Here is a 23,323-nt window from a genome sequence, read left to right as displayed (position 1 = left end):
ACCAGACATGAGCAACGGCATCGAATTCCGCAACGTCACCAAGCGCTACGGCGCCGACAAGAACGCGCCGCTGGCCGTCAAGGGCATCAGCTTCGAAGTACCGGTGGGCACGCTCACCACCATCCTCGGGCCCTCGGGCTGCGGCAAGACGACCACGCTGCGGATGATCGCGGGGCTCGAATCGCCGACCTCGGGCTCGATCTTCATGGGCGGGCGCGACGTCACCACGCTCGGCCCGGCCGAGCGCAACGTCAGCATGATGTTCCAGAGCTACGCGCTGTTCCCGCACATGAACGTGATCGAGAACGTGAGCTACGGCCTGCGCATGAGCGGCGTGAAGAAGGACGAGGCCACGTCGCGGGCACGCGAGGCGCTGCGAGGCGTGGGCCTGGTCGGCTTCGACGAGCGCCTGCCCAGCGAGCTTTCGGGCGGCCAGCAGCAGCGCGTGGCGCTGGCGCGCGCGCTGGTGCTCGAACCGGCGGTGCTGCTGTTCGACGAGCCGCTGTCGAACCTCGACGCCCGGCTGCGCCGCGAGATGCGCGAGGAGATCCGCGCGCTGCAGCAGCGGCTGAAGCTCACGGTGGCCTACGTCACGCACGACCAGAGCGAGGCGCTGGCCGTGAGCGACCAGATCATCGTGATGGACCACGGCGTGATTGCCCAGCGCGGCACGCCCGAGCAACTCTACGGGCGGCCGGAGAGCGAGTTCGTCGCCGGCTTCATGGGCGAGGCGATGGTGTTTCCCGCTACGGCGCAAGCCGACGGCAGCGTGGCGCTCGGCCCGCTGCGCCTGCAGCCGCGCTACGCGGTGGCGCCTGGCACGGTGAAGGTGGCGGTGCGGCCCGAAGCCTGGCAGATCGGCGCCATTGGTGCGGCGGACGGCCTTCCGGCCACGCTGCGCAAGGCCGCCTACCTCGGCAGCTTCTACGAATACGGCTTCGACACCACCCTGGGGCCGGTCTTCGTGGTGTCGACCGACCTGTCCCGCCCGCTGGCTGCCGGCGCGCAGGCCACGCTGTCCCTGGGAGCCCATGGCGTGAGCGTGGTGCCCGGCGCATGAAACAATGGCGCCATGAACGTGGTTTTCGACTTGGGCGCCGTGCTGTTCGCATGGGAGCCCACACGGCTGGTACAGGCCCATCTCGCCCAACACGCACCCACTGAAGCCGCTGCGGCGGCCCTGGGCAGGGCGCTTTTCCATCACGACGACTGGACGGGTTTCGACTGCGGCACCCGCACGCTGGACGACGCCATCGCCCGCATGACGGCGCGGCTGTCGCTGCCGGCCGGGCCGCTTCACGCCATGCTCGAAGGGCTGGGCGAGCGGCTGGAGCCGATCGGCGTCACGGTCGACATGCTCGAACAGCTGATCGCCCACCGCGAAGCCGGCCAGCCGCTGCGCCTGTACTACCTGTCGAACATGCCCGCACCGTACGCCCGCGCCATCGAGCGCCGGCACACATTCATGCAGCGCTTCGACGGTGGCGTGTTCTCGGGTGACGTGAAGTTCCTCAAGCCCGAGCGCGAGATCTACGAAGTGCTGGCGATGCGCTACCGCCTCGACCCGGCACAGACCGTGTTCATCGACGATTCGGCCGCCAACGTGGAGGCGGCGCGTGCCTTCGGCTGGCACGCCATTCATTGCACCGCGCCGGCCGTGCTGCCGTCGCAGCTGCAGCGCTACCTGCCGGTGAGCACCACCTTGTCGGTGTCGAACCCCAGGCTGCGGGCGTAGTCCAGCTCCGCGCGCAGCACGGCCTCGTCCAGGCGCGGCGCGCGCGATAGCACCCACAGGTATTGGCGGTCGGGCGTGCCGACCAGCGAAACCTGATAGTCGCGGTCGAGCTTCAGGATCCAGTAGTCACCCCAGACCATCGGCAGCCAGCCGAGCCACGCTGGCGCAAAGCGCACCTGGAGGCGGCCCGCGCCTGGCTGGCCTGCCACCGGCACCACGCGGGCAGCACCGATGGCCTCGTCGAAGTTGCCGTCTTCCCGCACGCAGCGATTGAGCACCTGCACGGTGCCCCCAGGCTGCGGGGTGTACTCGGCGACCACGGGGCCGGCGCATTGTTTCTGGAAGCGGTTCGGCAGGCGGGCTTGCTCGTGCCAGATGCCCGCATAGCGCTGCAGATCGACCGGCGCCACCACCTGCAGCGGCGCGCGCATCAGCGGTGCGCCGTCGGCAGGGCCGGCTGGCCGGGCGCGTGCGGTGCGCGCCGCGTCCATGGCGAACCAGGTGGCCACGCCGCCCACGACGAAGGCCGTGGCCATTGCGCCGATCGCACTACTGGTGCGGCGGTCGTCGAAAGGCCGGCCGGTGGTGGCGTCGGCGCGCGTGCGAGGGGTCATGAGGCACTCCTGAGGGATGAAGACATTCGGCGTAAAACTCAGGCTAGCCAAGGGCAGGGCACGCGCCCGTCAGCCACGGACCACAGGCGGTGTAGGGCGGGGAGGCCGGACAGCGGCGACAACCACACGGGCATCAGGCCGATGGAGCCGCGTGAAAACCCGTGCTACGGTGCGCATGAAAACATCGGCCGACGCGCAACTGCGTGCAGGACTTGTCACAACCCGCACTGGATAATGATTTCATGAACCAACTCGATGCCCTCCGCCAATGGACCACCGTCGTCGCCGACACCGGTGACTTCAAGCAGCTCAGCGTTTCCAAGCCACAGGACGCGACTACCAATCCCTCGCTGATCCTCAAGGCCGTGCAGAAGCCCGAATACCGGCCGCTGCTCGACGAGACCGTGAAGAAGCACGCGGGCAAGCCGCTCGACGAGGTCATCGACCGCCTGCTGGTGCGCTTCGGCACCGAAATCCTCTCGATCATCCCGGGCCGCGTGTCCACTGAAGTCGACGCCCGCCTTTCCTTCGACACGGCCGCGACCATTGCGCGCGGCGAGCGCATCGTGGCGCTCTACAAGGCCGAAGGCATCGACACCGAAAAGCGCCTGCTCATCAAGGTGGCCTCCACCTGGGAAGGCATCGAGGCGGCGCGTGCCCTGGAGCAGAAGGGCATTCGCACCAACCTCACGCTGCTGTTCTCGTTCGCGCAGGCCGTGGCCTGCGGCGCAGCCGGCGTGCAGCTCATCTCGCCCTTCGTGGGGCGCATCTACGACTGGTACAAGAAGTCGGCCGGCGCCAAGTGGGACGAAGCCGCGAGCGCCGGCGCGAACGACCCCGGCGTGAAGTCGGTGCGCGAAATCTTCAACTACTACAAGCAGCACGGCATCAAGACCGAAGTCATGGGCGCGAGCTTCCGCAATGTGGGACAGATCCAGGCGCTCGCCGGCTGCGACCTGCTGACCATCAGCCCCGAGCTGCTGGCCGAGCTGGCCGCCAACAACGAGCCGCTGCAGCACGCGCTCGACGCAAAGGCGGCAGCCGGCGGCGACGTCGCCAAGGTCAGCTACGACGAGGCGGGCTTCCGCTTTGCGCTGAACGAAGACGCCATGGCCACCGAGAAGCTCGCCGAAGGCATCCGCGCCTTTGCGGCCGATGCCGTGAAGCTCGAAAAGCTCATGCAGGAAAGCGGCAAGTAAACATGGCCATGACCCTTCGATGCGATCGCGCGCCGGCCTGGGCGCAACTGCAGGCCGCCTTCGAAACCGCAGGCCGCCAGTTCGACGTGCGCCATGCCTTCGTGGACGACGCGGGCCGCTTCGCGCGCTTCAGCCAGGAGGCGCCGTATGTCTTCGCCGACCTGTCGAAGAACCTGATCGACGCGCGCACCGAAGAGCTGCTGCTCGAGCTGGCCCGCGAATGCGGCCTCGAGGCGCACCGCGACGCCATGTTCGCCGGCGAGCACATCAACAACACCGAAGACCGCGCCGTGCTGCACACGCTGCTGCGCGCGCCGGCCGACGCGCCGACCGGTCCGAAGACGGCGCACGAGCTGCGCGAAGTGCACGCCACGCTCGACGCGATGCTGGCCTATGCCGAGAAGGTGCGCGCCGACCACACGATCACCGACGTGGTCAACATCGGCATCGGCGGCTCTGACCTCGGCCCCCAGATGGCGGTGCTGGCGCTGGCCGAGTTCGCCGCGCCGGGCAAGCGCTTTCACTTCGTCTCGAACGTCGACGGCCATGAGCTGGCGGGCGTGCTGCAGGGCCTCGCGCCCGAGCACACGCTGTTCCTCATTGCCTCGAAGACCTTCACCACGGCCGAGACGATGACCAATGCGCTTTCTGCCAAGCGCTGGTACGAGCAATCGGGCGGCACCGACATCGCAGGCCACTTCGCGGCGCTCACCACCAATGTGGAAGCGGCGAAGAAGTTCGGCATCGACACCACCTTCGGCTTCTGGGATTGGGTGGGCGGGCGCTATTCGCTGTGGTCGGCCATCGGCCTGCCGATTGCGCTGGCCATTGGCGCCGACGGCTTCCGCCGGCTGCTGGCGGGCGCGCACGCAATGGACGAGCACTTCCGTACCGCGCCGCTCGCGCAGAACCTGCCGGTGCGGCTGGGCCTGCTCGACGTCTGGTATCGCAACTTCCACAAGTTCACGAGCCGCAGCATCGCGCCGTACCACAGCGCGCTGAAGCGCGTGCCGGCCTACCTGCAGCAGCTGGAGATGGAAAGCAACGGCAAGCAGGTCGATGCCAGCGGCAAGCCCGTGGCCTTCGGCACTTCGCCTGTGCTGTGGGGCGAGCCCGGCACCAACGGGCAGCACGCCTACTTCCAGATGCTGCACCAGGGCACCGACGTGATCCCGCTCGAATTCGTGGCGGTGCGCGATGCCTCGCACGACCTCGAAGGCCATCACCCCAAGCTGCTGGCCAATGCGCTCGCGCAGGCACAGGCGCTGATGGTGGGCAAGCTCGACGAGGGCGGCCACAAGAACTTTCCGGGCAACCGGCCGAGCACCTTCTTCGTGTTCGAGAAGCTCACGCCTGAATCGCTGGGTGCCTTCCTCGCGATGTACGAGCACCGCGTGTTCACCAGCGGCGCGCTGTGGGGCATCAACAGCTTCGACCAGTGGGGCGTGGAGCTCGGCAAGGTGCTTGCAAAGGACATCGAACCGCGCCTCGCATCGGGCGATGTCATGGGGCTCGATGCATCGACCGCGGGCCTGCTGAAGCGGCTGGGCAGCTGAATTGGGCCGCTTGCAAGCCAATTCATAACCCATTTGTTTGCAGGCCGGCTATCGCTTCTAGCCGAGTTTGCCGTTGAAAGACGCATCTATATGATGGCCCGGGGAAATTTCCCTGGGACCAATCAAGAGGAGTCGATCAATGAATTTTCAAACAGCGGTCAAGACCTGTCTGAACAAGTACGTGGATTTCAGCGGGCGCGCCTCGCGCTCGGAGTTCTGGTGGTTCGTACTTGGACAGCTGGTCATTCTCATCGTGGCAAGCCTGATCCATCGGTTCGTGTACGGCATCGCGGCCCTGGCCCTGCTGCTGCCCGCGCTGGCCGTGGGAGCGCGCCGCCTGCATGACATCGGCAAGAGCGGCTGGTTCCTGTTGCTGGCGCTCATTCCGCTCGTCAACCTCGTGCTGATCTACTTCTACGTGCAGCCGACGCAGCCCGAGTCCAACAGCTACGGCGAACCGCCAACCGCCTGAGTTTTCAAAAAGAAGGGCCGCGCAAGCGGCCCTTTTTGTTTGGTCCTGCCGAGAGACTCACGCAGCGACTGCCTGAGCGGCCGTGCGCGCCGGCGCGCCGCTCGCCATGCGCACGCACAGGTCGAAGGCCTGCTGCAGCCCTTCGATCTTCGCGATGCCCTGGCCTGCGATGTCGAAGGCACTGCCGCTGGCCGACGTGGCCACCGGCACCGGCAGGCCCCCATGCAGCGTCACGCCCTGTTCGAAGCCCATGAGCTTCATCGCGATCTGGCCCTGGTCGTGGTACATCGACACCACTGCATCGACGTCGCCGCGCCGCGCGCCGATGAACACCGTGTCGGGCGAGAACGGGCCGCGCGCATCAAAGCCTTCGGCGCGCAGTTGCTCGACAGCGGGCGCGATGATCTCGATTTCTTCCATGCCGATGGAGCCCCCGTCGCCCGCATGCGGGTTGAGCCCCGTCACCGCGATGCGCGGATGCACCACGCCCGCGCGACGCAGCGCCGACGCGATGATCTTTACGGCGTCGCTCACACCTTGCACAGTGATGTGGCTCGCCACGTCCTTCAGCGGAATGTGCGAGGTCACGCGCGAGGTCCAGAGCGATCCTGTGAGGTTGAACTCGCAGACGAAGCCCGTCACCGCGAAGCGCTCCTGCATGTAGCGCAGCTCGTCTTCATGCACGAGGCCGCCCAGGCGCAGCGAATGCTTGTTGAGCGGCGCAAAGAGAATGCCTTCAGCCTGCCCGCGCCGCACCGCCAGCGTGGCCAGCTCCAGCGCCTCGAACGAGGCTCGGCCGGACTGTTCGTTCGATTCGCCCAGCACCGGCTCAAGGCCCTCCATCCAGTCGCGCGTGAGCAGGCTGGGGCGGCCGTCCTCGAAGCGCAGCGAATCGAGGTTCTCGACTTGCAGCGGGTTCAGCTTCACGCCCGCCGCGCGCTCGCCGGCGGCCAGCACGATCGGGTCGGCAATCAGCAGCACGCGCGCGGCGTCCAGGTTGCGCTGGCGCCCCAGCAGTTTCACGGCCATTTCGGGACCGACGCCGCTGGGGTCGCCCAGCAGAACGACGATGCGGGGTTTGGCGGAGATCACGCTCGAGGTCTTGGTGGTGGTGGACATGGTGTGCTCGGATGCAGGTTGAATGAAAAGGGAGCGGGCCGGCTCATTCGGCCTTGATGTTGGCGTCGCGCACGAGTTGGCCGTAGTGGTCGAACTCCTGCCTGTTCATCGCCGCAAAGGGTTCACCGGTAAGCGCGCCGGGCTCGCCGCCCAAGGCCCTGATGCGCGTCTGCACGTCGGCCAGCTTCAGCGTGCGCGTGAGCTCGGCGCTCAGCCGCTCGACCGCGGGGCGCGGCGTGCCGGCCGTGACGTAGAGGCCGTACCAGGTGGACACGTCGGCACCCTTGATGCCCTGCTCGGCCAGCGTGGGCACGTCGGGCAGCTCGGGCGAGCGCTGCGGTGCGCTCACGGCCAGCGCGCGGAACTTGCCGGCCTTGATCTGGCCCATGGCCGAGGAGGTGCTGTCGAACATCATGTCGACTTCGCCCGCGATGATGTCGATGTGCGCCTGCGAGCTGCCCTTGTAGGGCACGTGAATCGACTTCATGCCGGTGGCCAGGTTGAAGGCCTCGCCGCCCACGTGCTGCGTGCTGCCGATGCCCGACGAGGCGTACTTGAAGCCACCGGGCTTGGCCGCCATGGCCGTGACCAGGTCCTTCACCGACTTGTAGGGCGAGCTGGCCGACACCACCAGCACGTTGGGCATTACGGCCACCAGGCCCACGGGCTGCAGGTCTTTCAGCGGGTCGTACTTGAGCTTGAGGATGTGCGGCGCCACCGCCTGCGCCGTGTTGGTGGCCAGCAGCAGCGTGGCGCCGTCGGCTGGCGCGCGGGCCGTGAGTTCGCCGGCGATGGTGTTGGAGGCACCCGGCCGGTTCTCGACCACCACGGTTTGCTTGAGCGCGGGCGAGAACTTGTCGGCCAGCACGCGCGCCAGGATGTCGGTGCCGCCGCCGGGAGAGGCGCCGACCATGATGCGCATCGGCTTGTCGGGGTAGCTCGACTGCGCGCCAGCCGCTGACACGGCCAGCAGGGCGGCAGCGGCCAGCCCCGCCGCGCGGGCGAGAGAGGGAAATTTCATCGGGTGTCTCCTGCTTGTAATGAGCCCGAGCGTACGGAGCTTCTCCCTCGCGATCCAATCGTAAAAGCCTGAAGATTCATATACTTTTGCATATGACTTCCGGACTGACCGATGCCTCGCTGATGCTCCACGTGCGGCCGCGCCAGCTGCTGCTGCTGGCCCGGCTCGATGCCCATCGCCACCTCGGCCGGGCGGCCGAGGCCATGAACATCAGCCAGCCCGCCGCCACCAAGCTGCTGCAGCAACTGGAAGATTCACTCGGCGAAAAGCTCTTCGAGCGCTTGGCGCGCGGCATGGAGCCCACGCCCTACGGCGACATCCTCATCCGCTACGCGCGCCGCGTGCTCAGCGACTTCGGCACCGCCCGCGAGGAGATGCTGGCCCTGCGCTCGGGCCTGAGCGGTGCCCTGCGCGTGGGCAGTGTGCCGGGTGCTGTGCCCGAACTGCTGGCGCCGGCGCTGGTGGAGTACCGCCGCCGCCATCCGCAGGTGGCCGTGTCGGTGGTGGTCGAAACCAGCGACGTGATCCAGGCGCAGCTGGAGCAGGGCGACGTCGATCTCGTGCTGGGCCGCCTCACCGAGAGCCACGACGAGGCGAAGTACGCGAGCGTGCCGCTGCTCGGCGAGTCGATGGTGGTCGTGGTGCGCACCGCGCACCCGGTATTCGAGCGCGCCACCGTCACGCTGGCCGGCATGGCGAATTGGTCGTGGGTGCTGCAGCCGCCGGGCTCGCCGCAGCGTGGGCGCTTCGAGGCGGCGATGCGCGAGGCCGGCATCCAGGCCCGGCTCGACATCATCGAAACGGCATCGCCCATCGCCATCACCGCCTTGCTGGAGAACTCCGACATGGCCGCCGTGATGCCCGCCTCGCAGGCCAACCACTACGCCCGATTGGGCGTGCTGCGCACCGTGCCGGTGGAGCTGCCGGTGCGCGTGCCGCCGATCTGCCTGATCACGCGGGAAGACCGGGCGCTGTCGCCGGCGGCAGCGCAGTTCCGCCGCCAGCTGCTGGGCGGCGCCTGAGGCCTTAGGACTGCCGTTTTCCATGCTGTATTGCATCAACTAGGGAATTCACTAGCCAACTGGTGCATGAAAGTACCGGCAGTGGCAATCGAAGTACCAAAACCGCAAGCGCGTTTCTCCAGAATCCGGCCACGGCGACCCGACAGGCACAACAGGGCGTCGCTCACCTCTAGGAGACAACATGAAGCGTTTTCTGAAAGCGGGCCTCGTCCTCGCACTCATCGGCTCGGGCGTCGTGTCCCAGGCCGCCACCGAACTCGTGATCGCGACCGTGAACAACGGCCACATGATCGAGATGCAGAAGCTCACCCCCTTCTTCGAAAAAGCGTACCCCGACATCAAGCTCAAGTGGGTCACGCTGGAAGAAGGCACGCTGCGCCAGCGCGTGACCACCGACATCGCCACCAAGGGCGGCCAGTTCGACGTGATGACCATCGGCCTGTACGAAACGCCGATCTGGTCGAAGAAGGGTTGGCTCAAGCCCATTGCCACCGATGCCGCCTATGACATCGACGACCTGCTGCCCGCCATCCGCGACGGCCTGTCGACCGACGGCAAGCTCTACGCCGCGCCCTTCTACGGCGAGAGCTCGATGCTCATGTACCGCAAGGACCTGGCCGACAAGGTGGGCGTGAAGTTCTCCGACCAGCCGACCTGGGCGCAGGTGAAGGAGTTCGCCGACAAGGCCAACGACCCGAAGGCGGGCGTGTACGGCATGTGCCTGCGCGGCAAGCCGGGCTGGGGCGACAACATGGCCTTCCTGACCACGCTGGTCAACACCAACGGCGGCCAGTGGTTCGACATGCAGTGGAAGCCGCAGATCGACACCAAGGCCTGGAAGGACGCGATCACCTTCTACGTCGACATCATGAAGAAGGACGGCCCTCCGGGCGCATCGGCCAACAGCTTCAACGAGAACCTGGCGCTCTTCAACGAAGGCAAGTGCGCGGCCTGGGTCGACGCAACCATCGCGGCCTCGTTCATCAGCGATCCGAAGCAGTCGAAGGTGGCCGACAAGGTGGCCTTCGCGCAGGCACCGACCGCCTCCACGCCGAAGGGCGCCAACTGGCTGTGGTCTTGGAACCTCGCCATTCCGGCCAGCTCGACCAAGGACGACGCGGCGCAGAAGTTCATCAAGTGGGCCACCTCCAAGGAATACATCAACCTCGTGGCCAAGGAAACCGGCTGGGCCTCGGTGCCGACAGGCACGCGCAAGTCGACCTATGCGAACCCCGAGTTCCAGAAGGTCGCCAAGTTCGCTGCTGCAGAGAAGAAGGCGATCGACAGCGCGAACCTCACCGACAGCACCTTGCCGAAGTCGCCGTACGTCGGTGTGCAGTACGCGGCCATTCCGGAGTTCCAGGCCATCGGCGTGGCGGTGGGGCAGCAGATGAGCGCGGCGCTGTCGGGCAAGGTCACTGTGGACCAGGCGTTGAAGACTTCGCAGACCGCAGCCGAGCGTGAGATGAAGAAGGCCGGGTACTACAAGTAACCCGCTTCCTTCCCCTCTCCCCTCGGGGAGAGGGCCAGGGTGAGGGGGCAGCAGCGCGTGCGTCGCCGACGCCGCTTGCCCTCACCCCAACCCTCTCCCGCAAGCGGGAGAGGGGGCAACAGCCCCCGGAGAGGAACACAAAATGAAAAGACTCCTGCCCCGCGCCCTCATGGCGCCCGCGGTGCTCACGCTCTTCCTCTGGATGATCGTGCCGCTCGTGATGACGTTGTACTTCTCGTTCGTCAACTACAACCTCATGCAGCCCGGTGAACGCACCTTCGCGGGCATCGAGAACTTTCACTACTTCATCACCGACCCGGACTTCTGGCCGGCCACGTGGAACACGCTGCTGCTGATCGGCAGCGTGATCGTCATCACGGTGGTGTTCGGCGTGCTGCTCGCGCTGCTGGTGAACGAGCCCTTCCCGGGGCGCGGCATCGTGCGGGTGCTGCTGATCTCGCCGTTCTTCGTCATGCCCGCGGTCAATGCGCTGCTGTGGAAGCACATGATGATGAACCCCATCTACGGCGTGCTGGCCGACGTGTGGCGCGCCTTCGGCGCCCAGCCGGTCGACTGGCTCACCGACGTGCCGCTGCTGTCGGTGATCATCATGGTGGCCTGGCAGTGGCTGCCCTTTGCCTGCCTGATCTTCATCACCTCGCTGCAGTCGCTCGACCGCGAGCAGATGGAAGCCGCGCGCATGGACGGCGCAAGCTCGTTCCAGCGCTTCTTCTATCTCACCATTCCGCACCTCGCGCGCCCCATGGCGGTGGTGATCATGATCGAGATGATCTTCCTGCTCAGCGTGTTCGCCGAGATCGCCATCACCACCAACGGTGGCCCGGGCAACGAGAGCACGAACATGACCTACATGATCTTCAAGCAGTCGCTCATGAACTTCGATGTGGGCGTGGCTTCTGCGGGTGCGTTGTTCGCGGTGGTGCTGGCCAACATCGTGGCCGTGTTCCTCATCCGGATCATCGGCAAGAACCTCGATTGAGGAGCAACACGTCATGCAACAACAACAAGCCCCCAGCAACTTCCTGCCCCAGGCCATTCGCACCGTGGGCGCGTGGGCCGTCACGCTGCTGCTGTTCTTTCCGCTCGGCTGGCTGTTCCTCACGGCCTTCAAGACGGAGCTGCAGGCCATTCACGTGCCGCCGCTGTTCATCTTCGAGCCCACGCTCGGCAACTTCAGCGAAGTGCAGCGCCGCAGCGACTACCTGCTGTACGCGCGCAACTCGCTCATCACCAGCCTGGGCTCGACCATCCTCGGCCTGTTGATCGCGGCGCCTGCCGCGTACTCGATGGCCTTCTTTCGCACGAAGAAGACGCGCGACATCCTGATGTGGATGCTCTCCACCAAGATGATGCCGGCCGTGGGCGCGCTGGTGCCGATCTACGTGATCGCGCAGACCGCCGGCATGCTGGATTCGCTCACCGCGCTGACCATCGTGTTCACGCTGTCGAACCTGCCGATCATGGTGTGGATGCTCTACAGCGCCTACAAAGATATTCCGCCCGAGATCCTCGAGGCCGCGCGCATGGACGGCGCCAACCTCTGGACCGAGTTCCGCCACGTCGTGATGCCGCTGTCGGTGGGCGGGCTCGCATCGACCGGCCTGCTGTGCCTGGTGCTGAGCTGGAACGAGGCCTTCTGGGCGCTGAACCTCACCTCCGCCAAGGCCGGCACGCTGGCCACGCTGATCGCTTCGTACTCCAGCCCCGAGGGCCTGTTCTGGGCCAAGTTGTCGGCCGCCTCGCTAATGGCCATTGCGCCTATCGTCGTGTTCGGCTGGTTCAGCCAGAAGCAACTCGTCCAAGGCCTGACCTTCGGCGCCGTCAAGTAAAGAAAGGGAGACATCTCATGGCCTACCTCGAACTCAAGAACATCAAGAAGAGCTTTGGTGAAGTCAACATCATCAAGGGCGTCGACCTGCAGATCCAGAAGGGCGAGTTCATCGTCTTCGTCGGGCCTTCGGGCTGCGGCAAGTCGACGCTGCTGCGGCTGATTGCCGGGCTCGAGCCCATCACCAGCGGCAACCTGCTGCTCGACGGCAAGGACATCACCTGGGCGCCTTCGGGCAAGCGCGACCTTGCGATGGTGTTCCAGAGCTATGCGCTCTATCCGCACATGAGCGTGTACGACAACATGTCCTTTGCGCTGAAGCTCGCGGGCGTGTCGAAGAGCGAGATCAAGACCAAGGTCGATCATGCGGCGAAGACGCTCAACCTCACGCAGTACCTCGACCGCACGCCCAAGGACCTGTCGGGCGGCCAGCGCCAGCGCGTGGCCATCGGCCGCGCCATCGTGCGTGCGCCCAAGGTGTTCCTGTTCGACGAGCCGCTGTCGAACCTCGACGCGGCACTGCGCGGCAACACGCGGGTCGAAATCCACAAGCTGCACCGTGCGCTCGGCGCGACCACCATCTACGTGACGCACGACCAGGTCGAGGCCATGACGCTGGCCGACCGCGTGGTGGTGCTGAAAGACGGGCTCATCGAGCAGGTCGGCACGCCGCTGGAGCTGTACGACCACCCGGCCAACCAGTTCGTCGCGCAGTTCATCGGCATGCCGTCGATGAACATGGTGGCGGCGAATGCCATTCCCAGCTTCTCTGCCGCCACAGGCGGCAAGCTGCCCGCCGACGGCTTCCTGGGCGTACGCCCCGAGGGCCTGCGCGTGCATCCGAAGCAGGGCGCGCCGGTGAGCGACGTTCAGGGCCGCGTCGAGCTGATCGAGGCGCTGGGCGCCGACACGCTCATCCACGTCGACGTGGGCGGAGTGCCGCTCATCGCGCGCCAGAACGACCGCACGCCGCTGCAGGCCGGCGACGACGTGGCCGTGGAGCTCGACCCGTCGGTGCTGCATCTCTTCAACCGCGAAGGCCGTTCGGTCGCCGCGTGACCTTCATTTTTCTTCTACCGTCTTTTCAACGGACATTCCCGTGACCATCGCGCAAATCCCACCGGCTCTCACGGAGTTCACGGTGCTTCACCTCGGTCTTGGCTCATTCCACCGCGCCCACCAGGCGGTGTACCTGCAGAGGCTGATCGACGCGGGCGACACCCGCTGGTCGCTATCGGGCGCCAACATCCGGCCGGACATGGCCGATGTGGTTGCTGCACTGCAGGCGCAGGGCGGACGCTACACGCTCGAAACCGTGTCGCCGGCAGGCGAGTACCGCTACGAGGAGGTCGAAGCCATCCGCGAAGTGCTGCCCTGGGAGCGCTCGCTGGCCGGCGTGATCGCGCGCGGCGCGGCGCCGCCAACACGCATCGTGTCGTTCACCGTGACCGAGGCTGGCTACTACCTCGACGACAAGAGCAAGCTCGACCTGTCGTTCAGCGACCTGGCGGCCGATGTCGAACGCGCGCGTCGCGGCGAGGCCGGCGGCGACGGAGTGACCATCTACGGCGCCGTCTGCGCGATCCTGCGCGCGCGCAAGGCCGCGAAGGCGGGCCCGGTCACGCTGCTGAACTGCGACAACCTGCGCCACAACGGCGACCGCTTCCGCGCCGGGCTGCTGGAGTTCATCGAGCTGGCGGGCGACGCTGATTTGCTGGCATGGGTCAACGCGAACACGCGCTGCCCGAACGCGATGGTCGACCGCATCACGCCGCGCCCGCCGCCCGAACTGCGCGCACGCGTAAAGGCTGCCACGGGCCGCGACGATGCGGCAGCCGTTACCGGCGAGAGCTTCATCCAGTGGGTCATCGAAGACAACTTCGCAGCCGGACGCCCTGACTGGGGCCGCGTGGGCGTGGAGCTGGTCGAATCGGTGCAGCCTTACGAAGAGGCCAAGATCCGCATCCTCAATGCCACGCACAGCTGCATCGCCTGGGCGGGCACGCTGGTGGGGCTGAACTTCATCCACGAAGGCACGCACAACGCGGCCATCCGCAAGATGGCGTTCGACTACGTCACCGACGACGTCATTCCCTGCCTGAGCCCGAGCCCGATCGACCTCGCGGCGTACCGCGACGTGGTGCTCGACCGCTTCGGCAACCCCGCCATCCGCGACACCAACCAGCGAGTGGCGGCGGACGGCTTCTCGAAGATTCCGGGCTTCATCGCGCCGACGGTGCGTGAGCGGCTGGCGGCGGGCCAGCCCGTCGACAGCGTTGCGATGCTGCCGGCGCTGTTCCTCGCGTTCCTGCAGCGCTGGCACAAGGGTGCGCTGCCCTACGTCTATCAGGACCAGGGCATGGACGAGGCCGTGGCTCATGCGATCTGCGATGCGGCCGACCCGGTCGTTGCACTGTGCTCGGACGCGGGCCTGTGGGGAAACATCGCCGCCGACGCTCGGCTGATCGATGCCGTGCGGCAGGCCAGCGAACGCGTCGCGCGCTTCGTCGCCGCGGAAAGTCGACCATGACGAGCGGGCGCCTGCAGGACCGGCATGTGCTGCTGACCGGCGCGGGCGGCGGCATCGGCCTGGCCGTGGCGCAGGCCTGCATCGCCGAAGGCGCGCGCTGCACCGTGATCGATCGCGCCACCGCCGCGCCCGAAGCCGTGCGAGCGCTGCAGCAGGATCACCCCGACAAGCTCGCCTACATCGCAGCCGACGTCACCGACACCCAGGCCATCGCGCACATGCTGGCCGAGGCGCAGGTGGCCTTCGGGCCCATCCACACGCTGTTCAACAACGCGGCCGTGTTCGACCTGGCACCGCTGCTCGACAGCGACGAAGCCTCGTTCGACAAACTCTTCGCCGTCAACGTGAAGGGCATGTTCTTCGTGATGCAGGCCGTGCTGCGCCACATGGTCGAGGCGGGCACGCAAGGCGCGTCAGTCATCAACATGGCCTCGCAGGCGGGGCGCCGGGGCGAGGCGCTGGTGTCGCACTACTGCGCGACCAAGGCGGCCGTCATCAGCTACACGCAGAGCGCCGCGCTGGCCATGGCGCCGCACGGCATCCGTGTCAATGGCATTGCGCCCGGTGTGGTCGATACGCCGATGTGGGACCATGTCGACAGCCTGTTCGCCAAGGCCGAAGGGCTGCCGCCCGGAGAGAAGAAGCGGCAGGTGGGGTTGGCAGTGCCACTCGGGCGCATGGGCGTGCCGAGCGACATTGCAGGGGCGGCGGTATTTCTTGCCAGCGACGAGGCGCGCTACATCACGGCGCAGACTTTGAATGTCGATGGCGGTAACGTGATGAGCTGAGATGAGCGAAGACTTCCACCTGTACCTCGACAGCGCCGACCTGACAGAGCTGAAGGCCTGCCTGCCGCACCCCGTAGTGCACGGCGTGACAACGAACCCGACGTTGCTGCAACGCGCAGGCATCGGCCGCGCCGCAGTGCCAGGCCTGCTCAAGCGCTGCATCGAACTGGGCGCACGCCAGGTGCAGGCGCAGGTGTATTCGAGCGAAGTCGACGGCATGCTCGAAGACGCACAAGCGCTGCTCCCGCAGTTCGACAGCGGCCAACTGGTCATCAAGATTCCCGCCACACGCCAGGGCCTTGACGCCGGCGCGCGGCTCATCGCGCAGGGCGTACCAGTCACCTTCACAGCCGTGTACGCGCCAGAGCAGGCGCACTTCGCGGCGCAACTGGGCGCGACCTATGCGGCGCCGTACCTCGGGCGGCTCGATGACTCCGGCATCAACGGACTGGCGCTGATCGGGCAGATGCAGTCGCTGGTCGCGCGGCGGCCCTCATCGGGCACGCGCCTGCTGGTGGCCAGCATTCGTTCGCGCGAGGCGTATCTTTCATTGCTGGGGCTCGGCGTGGGAGCCATCACCATCCCGCCGCGCCTTTTTGCAGAACTGCTCGACCATCCCGCCACGCTGGCCGCCGAACGCGGCTTTCTGGCGGATGCGCGCGCCTTGCCGTGATCCAGAATCCAGACACCATGCGCATTGCACTCACGGGCGAAGCCCTCATCGATTTCACCGCCAGCGAGGCGGGCACCCTGGCTTTCCTCGGGCACGAGGGCGGCTCGCCGCTCAACACGGCCGTGGCCTGCGCGCGGCTCGGGCAGCCGACAGGTTTTCTCACGCAGCTGTCGACCGACCTGTTCGGCGAACGGCTGATGGGCTTCCTGCAACGCAACGGCGTGGACACCAGCTTCATCCTGCGCAGCAGCGCGCCTTCGACGCTGGCCTTTGTCGAGCGCACGCCGCAGACCAACCGCTACGCCTTCTACACACGCGGCAGCGCCGACGCCACCTGGGCGCCCGAGCCGCTGCCGCAGTTGCCGGCGGACTGCCGCTTTTTGCACTTCGGCTCGATCTCGCTGCTGCAGGACCCGGCCGCCACGCGCATTACCGACCTCGTCGCAGCGAACAGGGAGCGCTGCGTGATCGTGTTCGACCCCAACGTGCGGCCGAGCCTGATCCAGGACATGGAGGCCTACCGTGCGCGCGTCACGGGCTGGTTCGCAATGGCCGACCTGGTCAAGCTCAGCGACGAAGACGCGGCGCTGCTCGCGCCCGGCCAGCCGGTCGATGCGCTGGCCGCAGAGTGCCTGAAGGCCGGCGCGCGTGCCGTGATCGTCACGCGCGGCGGCGACGGCGCAACGCTCTGGCGCACGGGGCATGAACCCCTGACCGTGGCCGCGCCGCGCGTCACGGTGGTCGACACCATCGGCGCGGGAGACACCTTCACGGCCGGGTTGTCCGTGTCGCTGCTCGCGCATGGCGTGGAGCGGCCGGCGCAGCTCGGCGAGCTGAGCGACGACGCATGGCGCGAAGTGATGAGCTTCGCTGCCACCGCCGCCGCCCTCAACTGCACCCGCGAGGGTGCTGATCCACCGACGCTGGAGGCGGTTCACGCCGCGCTGGCGAAGGCACAAAATACCGCTGTTGCTGCTGCTTCCCGGCCCTGAGCCGTGCTGCCATCATGACGACGTCCACCCGAAAGCGTTCGATTCCCCGTCAGCGCCAGCCCGAGCTGGAGCGCGACTTCACGCGTTCCCCCTCGCTGGGTTACGAGACCCCCGAAGAAACCGGCCTGGTGCGCTGCCTCGCGCACGGCTTTCCGAGCCCGCTGGTGCGATGGCACTTCCATGAAGACTACGAGCTGCACCTGATCACCGAGACATCGGGCAAGGCCTTCATCGGCGACTGGATCGGGCCGTTCCAGCCCGGGCACCTGGTGCTGTGCGGGCCGCGGCTGCCGCACAACTGGATCTCGCTCGACGTGCCCGAAGGCGGCGCCGCGGGACGCGACCGGGTGATCCAGTTCCGACACGAGCCCATCGAGCACGCGGCATCCCAGATTCCCGAGCTGCGCGAGGTAATGCTCCTGCTGGAGCGGGCGCGCCACGGCATCGAGTTCTTCGGTATGTCGGAGAACGCGCAGGCGCACTGGGACAGCATCAAGGCCGCGCGCGGCGTGCGGCGCCTGAGCCTGTTTCTCGATTTCATGGCCGACCTGGCGCAATGCACCGACTACCGGTTGCTGTCGAGCGTGCAGATGCAGGGCGCACAGGGCGCCGACGGCGATGCGCAGGTCGACCAGATCAACGGCATCGTCAACCGCATCACCAACAACATGGCCGACCCGATCTCGATGTCGGACGTGGCGGCCGAGCTGGGCATGAGCGAGAGCCGCTTCAGCCGCTTCTTCCGCCGCTCCACCGGCAACAGCTTTACCGATTTCGTCAACCGCGTGCGCATCAACAGCGCCTGCCACCTGCTGATGCAGACCGACCACTACGTGACCGACATCTGCTACCAGGTGGGCTTCAACAACGTGGCGAACTTCAACCGGCGCTTCCTTGAGATCAAGGGCATGACGCCGAGCGAATTCCGCCGGCAGGCTGACACGCGCTTCGGCAGCGGCGTCTCTTCTTAAGTAAGCAGCAGAAAACCAGGGGGTTCATCTTGTATCTGGGACTCGACCTCGGCACGTCCGAGCTCAAGGCGCTTTTGCTCGCCGACGATCACCGCATCGCGGGCGTGGCCCGCGCGCCGCTCACGGTCGAACGGCCGCAACCGCTGTGGTCGGAGCAGGCACCGCAGCAGTGGTGGCATGCGCTCGAAGAGGTAATGCGCGCCCTCGGCAAGTCGCATCCCGAGGAGCTTGCGGCGGTGCGCGCGATCGGCCTGTCGGGCCAGATGCATGGCGCCACGCTGCTCGACGAAGCGGGCGAGGTGCTGCGCCCGGCGATTCTCTGGAACGACGGGCGCAGTGGCGCGCAGTGCGAAGCGCTTGCGCGCGCCGTGCCGCGGCTCGGCGAGATCGCGGGCAACCTGGCGATGCCGGGCTTCACCGCGCCCAAGCTGTTGTGGGTGCGCGAGCACGAGCCCGAAGTTTTCAGCCGCGTTGCGCGCGTGCTGTTGCCGAAGGACTGGCTGCGCTTCATGCTCAGCGGAGAGGCGGTCAGCGAGATGTCGGATGCGGCGGGCACGCTGTGGCTCGACGTGGGTGCGCGCGACTGGTCCGACGAACTGCTCGCTGCCACGGGGCTCACGCGTGCGCACATGCCGCGCCTGGTCGAAGGCAGTGAGGTGTCGGCGCAGCTCAAGCCTCAGCTTGCGGCGCGCTGGGGTGTAGGTGGCGGTGGTGCGGTGCTGATTGCCGGCGGTGCTGGCGACAACGCGGCCAGCGCGGTCGGCATGGGGCTGGTCGAGCCGGGGCAGGGTTTTGTGTCGCTGGGCACGTCGGGTGTGGTGTTCGTGTCTACCGACCGTTTTTTGCCGAACCCCGCGCAGGCGATGCACGCCTTCTGCCATGCGCTGCCGAAGCGCTGGCACCAGATGTCGGTGATGCTCTCGGCCGCGAGCGCGGTGAGCTGGGCCGCAAAGACCTTCCGGTTCACCGACGAGGCCGCGCTGCTCGAAGCGGCGGCGTCGGTGCCACTGGCGCAGCGCGAGCGCTGCCCGCTGTTCCTGCCGTACCTCTCAGGCGAGCGTTCGCCGCACAACAACCCCAATGCACAGGGCGTGCTGTTCGGGCTGACGCATGCACACGGTCCGGCGGAAATCGCATACGCCGTGGTCGAGGGCGTGAGCTTCGGGCTGCGCGATGGCTTCGACACCCTGCGGCTGCCGGTCGACATGCCGCTACGCGAAGTGGCGCTGGTGGGCGGTGGTGCGCGCAGCGTGTGGTGGGGCCAGTTGCTGGCTGACATCTTCCAGGTGCCGCTCACGCTCTATGCGGGGAGCGAGACGGGCGGGGCGCTGGGCGCGGCGCGACTGGCGTGGCTGGCCGATGGAGGCGCGGTGGCTGAGGTGTGCAAGCTGCCGCCGGTGCAGCAGCAGTTGATTCCGTCGACCGAAGGAGCCGCTGTGCATAGCGCGCGCCACACACGCTTTCAGGCGCTCTACACGGTGCTGCGAGACCAGTTTCAGTAACTGCAGTAGCTGCTGCAACAGGCAATAAAAAAGGGCCGCTTTCGCGGCCCTTCTTCTTTTGGTGAGCAGTGCTCAGCCGGGCATTACATGCCCATGCCGCCCATTCCGCCCATGCCGCCCATGTCGGGCATGCCGCCGCCGGCGCCAGACTCGTCCTTGGGCGCGTCAGCGACCATGGCTTCGGTCGTCAGCAGCAGCGAGGACACCGAAGCGGCGTTCTGCAGTGCAGTGCGCGTGACCTTCGTCGGGTCCAGGATGCCCAGCTCGAGCATGTCGCCGTACGTGTCGTTCGCAGCGTTGAAGCCGTAGTTGCCCTTGCCGGCCAACACAGCGTTCACCACCACCGAGGCTTCGCCGCCGGCGTTGTTCACGATTTCGCGCAGGGGAGCTTCGATGGCCTTGAGCACCAGCTTGATGCCGGCTTCCTGGTCAGCGTTGTCGCCCTTGACCGACTCGCCCACGGCTTGCTTGGCACGCAGCAGAGCCACGCCGCCGCCAGCCACGACGCCTTCTTCCACTGCAGCGCGGGTAGCGTGCAGGGCGTCTTCGACGCGAGCCTTCTTTTCCTTCATTTCGACTTCGGTGGCAGCGCCAACCTTGATCACTGCAACGCCGCCGGCCAGCTTGGCCACGCGCTCTTGCAGCTTTTCACGGTCGTAGTCGCTCGTGGCTTCTTCGATCTGCACGCGCACTTGCTTCACGCGGGCTTCGATGTCGCCAGCGGCACCGGCGCCGTCGATGATGATCGTGTTTTCCTTGCCCACTTCGATGCGCTTGGCTTGACCCAGGTCGGCCAGCGTCACCTTTTCGAGCGTCAGGCCCACTTCTTCAGCGATGACCTTGCCGCCCGTCAGGATGGCGATGTCTTCCAGCATGGCCTTGCGGCGGTCGCCGAAGCCAGGAGCCTTGACAGCCACGACCTTCAGGATGCCGCGGATCGTGTTCACGACCAGCGTAGCCAGGGCTTCGCCTTCGACTTCTTCGGCAATGATCAGCAGCGGACGGCCAGCCTTGGCGACTTGTTCCAGCGTGGGGAGCAGGTCGCGGATGTTGCTGATCTTCTTGTCGAACAGCAGCACGAAGGGGTTGTCGAGCAGCGCCGATTGCTTCTCGGGGTTGTTGATGAAGTAGGGCGACAGGTAGCCGCGGTCGAACTGCATGCCTTCGACGACGTCGAGTTCGCTGTCCAGCGACTTGCCGTCTTCCACGGTGATCACGCCTTCCTTGCCGACCTTGTCCATCGCGTCAGCGATGAGCTTGCCGATGGTTTCGTCGCTGTTGGCCGAGATCGAGCCGACTTGAGCGATTTCCTTCGACGTGGTGGTGGGCTTGGAAGCCTTCTTCAGCTCGGCGACCAGGGCCGTCACGGCCTTGTCGATGCCGCGCTTCAGGTCCATCGGGTTCATGCCGGCAGCCACCAGCTTGAAACCTTCGCGAACGATGGCTTGTGCCAGCACGGTCGCGGTGGTGGTGCCGTCACCGGCGTTGTCCGAAGTCTTGGAAGCCACTTCCTTCACGAGCTGGGCGCCCATGTTCTGCAGCTTGTCCTTGAGTTCGATTTCCTTGGCCACCGACACACCGTCCTTGGTGACGGTGGGGGCGCCGAACGAGCGCTCGAGCACCACGTTGCGGCCCTTGGGGCCCAGGGTCACCTTGACTGCGTTGGCCAGGATGTTCACACCCTCGACCATGCGTGCGCGGGCTTCACCGCCGAAGACTACGTCTTTTGCTGCCATGTTTGTTTACTCCAGAAATTGAATCTAATCAGTTGAGGACAGAGCAATCCGCGCTTCGCGCCGGCTTGGTCTGTCCCGCAAATCACTTGCCTTCGACGACCGCGAACAGGTCGTCTTCCTTCATGACGAGCAATTCGTCACCGCCGACCTTGACGGTCTGGCCGCTGTACTTGCCGAACAGGACGCGGTCGCCGACCTTGACGGTCAGTGCGGCCAGTTCGCCCTTGTCGTTGCGCTTGCCCGGGCCCACGGCCAGGACTTCACCCTGATCGGGCTTTTCAGCGGCTGCGTCGGGGATGACGATGCCGGAGGCGGTCTTGGTTTCGCTGTCAACACGCTTGACGATCACGCGATCGGCCAAAGGACGAAGTTTCATTGCATCTCCTGGATGTATGGATAAGAAACGGGTTTGTGGTCGGGTGCCGGACCGGAGGCCGGCAGCCCATCGACTGGAAGCGAGGGCTGTTAGCACTCATCAGCAGCGAGTGCTAATCATAAGGGCAATCGATGGGCTTTCAAGTGACAGGGGTTGCCGCAGGTGCTGTCGGTTCTCAGTTAACCCGGAACTGCACGACCGTACTTTTCCGAGAGGTTGCTGCTGCTGCAGGCTGCCGGGAGACGCTACTGAACGTTCATGAATGCGTCGGATCACCTAAATCCGGTTGAAATTCACCCGGGTAGATTTAGCATGGGGAGGTCGATGGACCTGCGGAAAGGTGGCCCCTGGGGTATGGGCGGAGCCAATACAGCCCTCATTCATCGTCGGTCGTTCAGGCTCGGGCCCAACTTCCGCTCAAGACGGTGGATTCAACCGGTCGTGACTGGCAGGGCTTCTTGCGTTACCACAACCTGGTCTGCAGCATGAGCCGCTGCGGCAACCTGTCGCCCGTAGAGGTCGAGCGACGTCATTTCCAGCAGCTCAAAAGTGTCCAGGGAAGCCGGGGCGATTCAGTCTATGTTCGCTGGCGCACCGTCTCATGCCAGAAATGCGCCTAGCCTGAGGGGCCTTCAAAGGATTCTCTATGAACCGTTCACTCCTGACTTTTGCGCTGCTCGGCGCGTTGAGCTTGGCCGCGTGCGATAGACCCACTGCCGTGGTCGCCGTTCCAGCGGCACCCGTGGCTGCGCCCGGACCCGCAGGCCCCCCCGGTGTAGCCGGTGCCCAAGGCGTCGATGGAAAAAAAGGGGAGGCTGGCAAGCCTAGCGAAAGCACTACTGTGATCGTCACACCCGCTCCGGAGACCCAGCCAGCGAAATAAAGCGCGACAGACTTTGCGGATGTCTGACGAATACTGAATCGCGAAAGCACACCACCAGTGATGTGCCTTCGCTCCGATCACGCCGGCGTCAGCGCACCGGATTCGCCATAACGCCGGAAGCCATGTCAGCGAAAAAGTTGAAGCCGATGGGTGGCCCTGAAGCTCCAGCACTCGTATCAATACACTGAGGTTCCGAACTCTCGGTGGCCTGGATGCCTCGCGCTTGCATACGTTGTGACTTCAGCCTCGTCCGAGCGACGCAGCAAGGCACATACGATCGGTCGTTCAGGAAGCGCTACCGCATGGTTGTCGATGTCAATGCGCAGCGTTTCGTCGAGAATTGGCGTCTCGTTGCTGGCCAGCCGGGCCTCGATCACCCATACAACCGCGTCACGAAGGATCTTCGGCATGCTGCGCCCGTTGAGGTAGGTACAAAGCAGAGACTCGGCGGTGAATTGGGAGGGAGTCATGGTGTCCTCCATATGGAAGGAGTTGGAACCGTGACACTACCGCTGGGAGGAAGTTTGGACCGTGCGATAGCACACAGACCGAACGCCAGAGCCACGCCATGATCTCGTTGACGGCCATCCAGCGCTGGTAGAGGTAGCTTAGGCGCCCGCCCATCCAAGGCGGAGCCTCGATGCTGGCGGGCTGTCACTGTCCAAATCCTGAACTTCCAACGTTTCAGTGCCCGCCTCAAGCGGGCATTTTTACGCCTGTTCCGCGCACAGCCGGTCGACGCAAGCCATTGCCCGCGTCTCTTCTGGACTTGCTCTTGAGGAAAGCGGCATTC

Annotated in this window: 22 protein-coding genes; 16 read left to right on the top strand and 6 right to left on the bottom strand. The window is 66.0% G+C overall.

The window, feature by feature from the left end; all coding sequences use genetic code 11:
• The first annotated feature begins 7 nt into the window (after window positions 1-7).
• Together NWF24_RS25935 and NWF24_RS25930 are read left to right on the top strand one after the other, a co-directional pair.
• Window positions 8-1,060, top strand: a complete 1,053-nt coding sequence (locus NWF24_RS25935) for an ABC transporter ATP-binding protein (protein WP_258351051.1) — start codon at window positions 8-10, stop codon at window positions 1,058-1,060.
• 12 nt (window positions 1,061-1,072) lie between these two features.
• On the top strand, window positions 1,073-1,735 hold the full coding sequence (locus tag NWF24_RS25930) for an HAD family hydrolase (protein ID WP_258351050.1): 663 nt from the start codon (window positions 1,073-1,075) through the stop codon (window positions 1,733-1,735).
• Here NWF24_RS25930 and NWF24_RS25925 read toward each other — a convergent pair.
• A complete protein-coding gene (locus NWF24_RS25925; protein ID WP_258351049.1) occupies window positions 1,681-2,349 on the bottom strand; it encodes a lipocalin family protein in 669 nt (222 codons plus the stop codon). The two genes, NWF24_RS25930 and NWF24_RS25925, sit on opposite strands and share 55 nt — an antisense overlap.
• 242 nt (window positions 2,350-2,591) lie before the next feature.
• Here NWF24_RS25925 and tal point away from each other — a divergent pair, with 242 nt between their 5' ends.
• The 3 genes from tal (at window position 2,592) to NWF24_RS25910 (ending at window position 5,576) form a co-directional block, all read left to right on the top strand.
• Complete coding sequence (gene tal / locus NWF24_RS25920) at window positions 2,592-3,548, top strand: transaldolase (RefSeq protein WP_258351048.1); 957 nt, start codon at window positions 2,592-2,594, stop codon at window positions 3,546-3,548.
• A 2-nt stretch (window positions 3,549-3,550) separates the two neighbouring features.
• Window positions 3,551-5,104: a glucose-6-phosphate isomerase gene (pgi, locus tag NWF24_RS25915; protein ID WP_258351047.1), complete on the top strand. Its 1,554-nt coding sequence runs from the start codon at window positions 3,551-3,553 to the stop codon at window positions 5,102-5,104.
• 139 nt (window positions 5,105-5,243) lie between these two features.
• A complete protein-coding gene (locus NWF24_RS25910; RefSeq protein WP_093048371.1) occupies window positions 5,244-5,576 on the top strand; it encodes a DUF805 domain-containing protein in 333 nt (110 codons plus the stop codon).
• A 57-nt stretch (window positions 5,577-5,633) separates the two neighbouring features.
• Here NWF24_RS25910 and NWF24_RS25905 read toward each other — a convergent pair whose 3' ends face one another.
• Window positions 5,634-6,695, bottom strand: coding sequence for a 4-hydroxythreonine-4-phosphate dehydrogenase PdxA (locus NWF24_RS25905; protein WP_258351046.1), 1,062 nt, complete (start codon window positions 6,693-6,695; stop codon window positions 5,634-5,636).
• Window positions 6,696-6,738: 43 nt separating this feature from the next.
• A complete protein-coding gene (locus tag NWF24_RS25900) occupies window positions 6,739-7,716 on the bottom strand; it encodes a Bug family tripartite tricarboxylate transporter substrate binding protein (protein WP_258351045.1) in 978 nt (325 codons plus the stop codon).
• Between the two features lie 92 nt (window positions 7,717-7,808).
• On the opposite strand from NWF24_RS25900, the gene NWF24_RS25895 reads away from it, so the two are divergent.
• The 11 genes from NWF24_RS25895 to xylB all read left to right on the top strand — a co-directional run bounded on the left by NWF24_RS25895 (window position 7,809) and on the right by xylB (window position 19,535).
• Window positions 7,809-8,738 (top strand): LysR family transcriptional regulator, encoded by a 930-nt coding sequence (locus NWF24_RS25895; RefSeq protein WP_176928685.1) that lies wholly within the window; start codon window positions 7,809-7,811, stop codon window positions 8,736-8,738.
• 181 nt (window positions 8,739-8,919) lie between these two features.
• On the top strand, window positions 8,920-10,230 hold the full coding sequence (locus tag NWF24_RS25890; RefSeq protein WP_258351044.1) for an ABC transporter substrate-binding protein: 1,311 nt from the start codon (window positions 8,920-8,922) through the stop codon (window positions 10,228-10,230).
• 142 nt (window positions 10,231-10,372) lie between these two features.
• On the top strand, window positions 10,373-11,230 hold the full coding sequence (locus tag NWF24_RS25885; RefSeq protein ID WP_093048382.1) for a carbohydrate ABC transporter permease: 858 nt from the start codon (window positions 10,373-10,375) through the stop codon (window positions 11,228-11,230).
• A gap of 13 nt (window positions 11,231-11,243) precedes the next feature.
• The gene (locus NWF24_RS25880; protein WP_093075940.1) at window positions 11,244-12,080 is read left to right on the top strand and encodes a carbohydrate ABC transporter permease; all 837 of its coding nucleotides are present in this window, start codon (window positions 11,244-11,246) and stop codon (window positions 12,078-12,080) included.
• Window positions 12,081-12,097: 17 nt separating this feature from the next.
• Window positions 12,098-13,138, top strand: coding sequence for an ABC transporter ATP-binding protein (locus NWF24_RS25875; protein ID WP_093048388.1), 1,041 nt, complete (start codon window positions 12,098-12,100; stop codon window positions 13,136-13,138).
• Window positions 13,139-13,220: 82 nt separating this feature from the next.
• Complete coding sequence (gene dalD / locus NWF24_RS25870; RefSeq protein ID WP_258355351.1) at window positions 13,221-14,609, top strand: D-arabinitol 4-dehydrogenase; 1,389 nt, start codon at window positions 13,221-13,223, stop codon at window positions 14,607-14,609.
• Window positions 14,606-15,397, top strand: a complete 792-nt coding sequence (locus tag NWF24_RS25865) for an L-iditol 2-dehydrogenase (RefSeq protein ID WP_258351043.1) — start codon at window positions 14,606-14,608, stop codon at window positions 15,395-15,397. The genes dalD and NWF24_RS25865 overlap by 4 nt, the downstream gene beginning before the upstream one ends.
• A 1-nt stretch (window position 15,398) precedes the next feature.
• Window positions 15,399-16,070 (top strand): transaldolase family protein, encoded by a 672-nt coding sequence (locus tag NWF24_RS25860; protein ID WP_258351042.1) that lies wholly within the window; start codon window positions 15,399-15,401, stop codon window positions 16,068-16,070.
• Between the two features lie 17 nt (window positions 16,071-16,087).
• Window positions 16,088-17,062, top strand: coding sequence for a carbohydrate kinase family protein (locus NWF24_RS25855; protein ID WP_258351041.1), 975 nt, complete (start codon window positions 16,088-16,090; stop codon window positions 17,060-17,062).
• Between the two features lie 14 nt (window positions 17,063-17,076).
• On the top strand, window positions 17,077-18,033 hold the full coding sequence (locus NWF24_RS25850) for an AraC family transcriptional regulator (protein ID WP_258351040.1): 957 nt from the start codon (window positions 17,077-17,079) through the stop codon (window positions 18,031-18,033).
• 29 nt (window positions 18,034-18,062) lie between these two features.
• Window positions 18,063-19,535 carry a xylulokinase gene (xylB, locus tag NWF24_RS25845; RefSeq protein ID WP_258351039.1) on the top strand — a complete coding sequence of 491 codons (1,473 nt, stop codon included), beginning with the start codon at window positions 18,063-18,065 and terminating at the stop codon, window positions 19,533-19,535.
• Between the two features lie 83 nt (window positions 19,536-19,618).
• On the opposite strand, the gene groL is transcribed toward xylB, so the two are convergent.
• From groL to NWF24_RS25830, 3 genes are all read right to left on the bottom strand, one after another.
• Complete coding sequence (groL, locus tag NWF24_RS25840) at window positions 19,619-21,271, bottom strand: chaperonin GroEL (RefSeq protein WP_093048403.1); 1,653 nt, start codon at window positions 21,269-21,271, stop codon at window positions 19,619-19,621.
• Window positions 21,272-21,353: 82 nt separating this feature from the next.
• Window positions 21,354-21,647 carry a co-chaperone GroES gene (locus tag NWF24_RS25835; protein ID WP_258351038.1) on the bottom strand — a complete coding sequence of 98 codons (294 nt, stop codon included), beginning with the start codon at window positions 21,645-21,647 and terminating at the stop codon, window positions 21,354-21,356.
• Window positions 21,648-22,706: 1,059 nt separating this feature from the next.
• A complete protein-coding gene (locus NWF24_RS25830) occupies window positions 22,707-23,000 on the bottom strand; it encodes a hypothetical protein (protein WP_258351037.1) in 294 nt (97 codons plus the stop codon).
• Window positions 23,001-23,323 lie beyond the last annotated feature (323 nt).

It is taken from the genome of Variovorax paradoxus (assembly GCF_024734665.1).
Taxonomy (GTDB): Bacteria; Pseudomonadota; Gammaproteobacteria; order Burkholderiales; family Burkholderiaceae_C; genus Variovorax.
Note: the sequence above shows the minus strand (reverse complement) of the source record. Positions and strands in the feature narration are given on the sequence as shown.

Excerpts from the sequence above, each read along its gene's own strand:
- NWF24_RS25905 (WP_258351046.1), bottom strand. The coding sequence starts at position 6,695 with ATGTCCACCACCACCAAGACCTCGAGCGTGATCTCCGCCAAACCCCGC.
- groL (WP_093048403.1), bottom strand. The coding sequence starts at position 21,271 with ATGGCAGCAAAAGACGTAGTCTTCGGCGGTGAAGCCCGCGCACGCATG.
- NWF24_RS25850 (WP_258351040.1), top strand. The coding sequence starts at position 17,077 with ATGACGACGTCCACCCGAAAGCGTTCGATTCCCCGTCAGCGCCAGCCC.
- NWF24_RS25900 (WP_258351045.1), bottom strand. The coding sequence starts at position 7,716 with ATGAAATTTCCCTCTCTCGCCCGCGCGGCGGGGCTGGCCGCTGCCGCC.
- NWF24_RS25895 (WP_176928685.1), top strand. The coding sequence starts at position 7,809 with ATGACTTCCGGACTGACCGATGCCTCGCTGATGCTCCACGTGCGGCCG.
- NWF24_RS25835 (WP_258351038.1), bottom strand. The coding sequence starts at position 21,647 with ATGAAACTTCGTCCTTTGGCCGATCGCGTGATCGTCAAGCGTGTTGAC.
- NWF24_RS25925 (WP_258351049.1), bottom strand. The coding sequence starts at position 2,349 with ATGACCCCTCGCACGCGCGCCGACGCCACCACCGGCCGGCCTTTCGAC.
- NWF24_RS25830 (WP_258351037.1), bottom strand. The coding sequence starts at position 23,000 with ATGACTCCCTCCCAATTCACCGCCGAGTCTCTGCTTTGTACCTACCTC.
- tal (WP_258351048.1), top strand. The coding sequence starts at position 2,592 with ATGAACCAACTCGATGCCCTCCGCCAATGGACCACCGTCGTCGCCGAC.
- NWF24_RS25880 (WP_093075940.1), top strand. The coding sequence starts at position 11,244 with ATGCAACAACAACAAGCCCCCAGCAACTTCCTGCCCCAGGCCATTCGC.
- NWF24_RS25860 (WP_258351042.1), top strand. The coding sequence starts at position 15,399 with ATGAGCGAAGACTTCCACCTGTACCTCGACAGCGCCGACCTGACAGAG.
- pgi (WP_258351047.1), top strand. The coding sequence starts at position 3,551 with ATGGCCATGACCCTTCGATGCGATCGCGCGCCGGCCTGGGCGCAACTG.
- NWF24_RS25865 (WP_258351043.1), top strand. The coding sequence starts at position 14,606 with ATGACGAGCGGGCGCCTGCAGGACCGGCATGTGCTGCTGACCGGCGCG.
- NWF24_RS25890 (WP_258351044.1), top strand. The coding sequence starts at position 8,920 with ATGAAGCGTTTTCTGAAAGCGGGCCTCGTCCTCGCACTCATCGGCTCG.
- NWF24_RS25875 (WP_093048388.1), top strand. The coding sequence starts at position 12,098 with ATGGCCTACCTCGAACTCAAGAACATCAAGAAGAGCTTTGGTGAAGTC.
- NWF24_RS25855 (WP_258351041.1), top strand. The coding sequence starts at position 16,088 with ATGCGCATTGCACTCACGGGCGAAGCCCTCATCGATTTCACCGCCAGC.
- NWF24_RS25885 (WP_093048382.1), top strand. The coding sequence starts at position 10,373 with ATGAAAAGACTCCTGCCCCGCGCCCTCATGGCGCCCGCGGTGCTCACG.
- NWF24_RS25910 (WP_093048371.1), top strand. The coding sequence starts at position 5,244 with ATGAATTTTCAAACAGCGGTCAAGACCTGTCTGAACAAGTACGTGGAT.
- NWF24_RS25935 (WP_258351051.1), top strand. The coding sequence starts at position 8 with ATGAGCAACGGCATCGAATTCCGCAACGTCACCAAGCGCTACGGCGCC.
- NWF24_RS25930 (WP_258351050.1), top strand. The coding sequence starts at position 1,073 with ATGAACGTGGTTTTCGACTTGGGCGCCGTGCTGTTCGCATGGGAGCCC.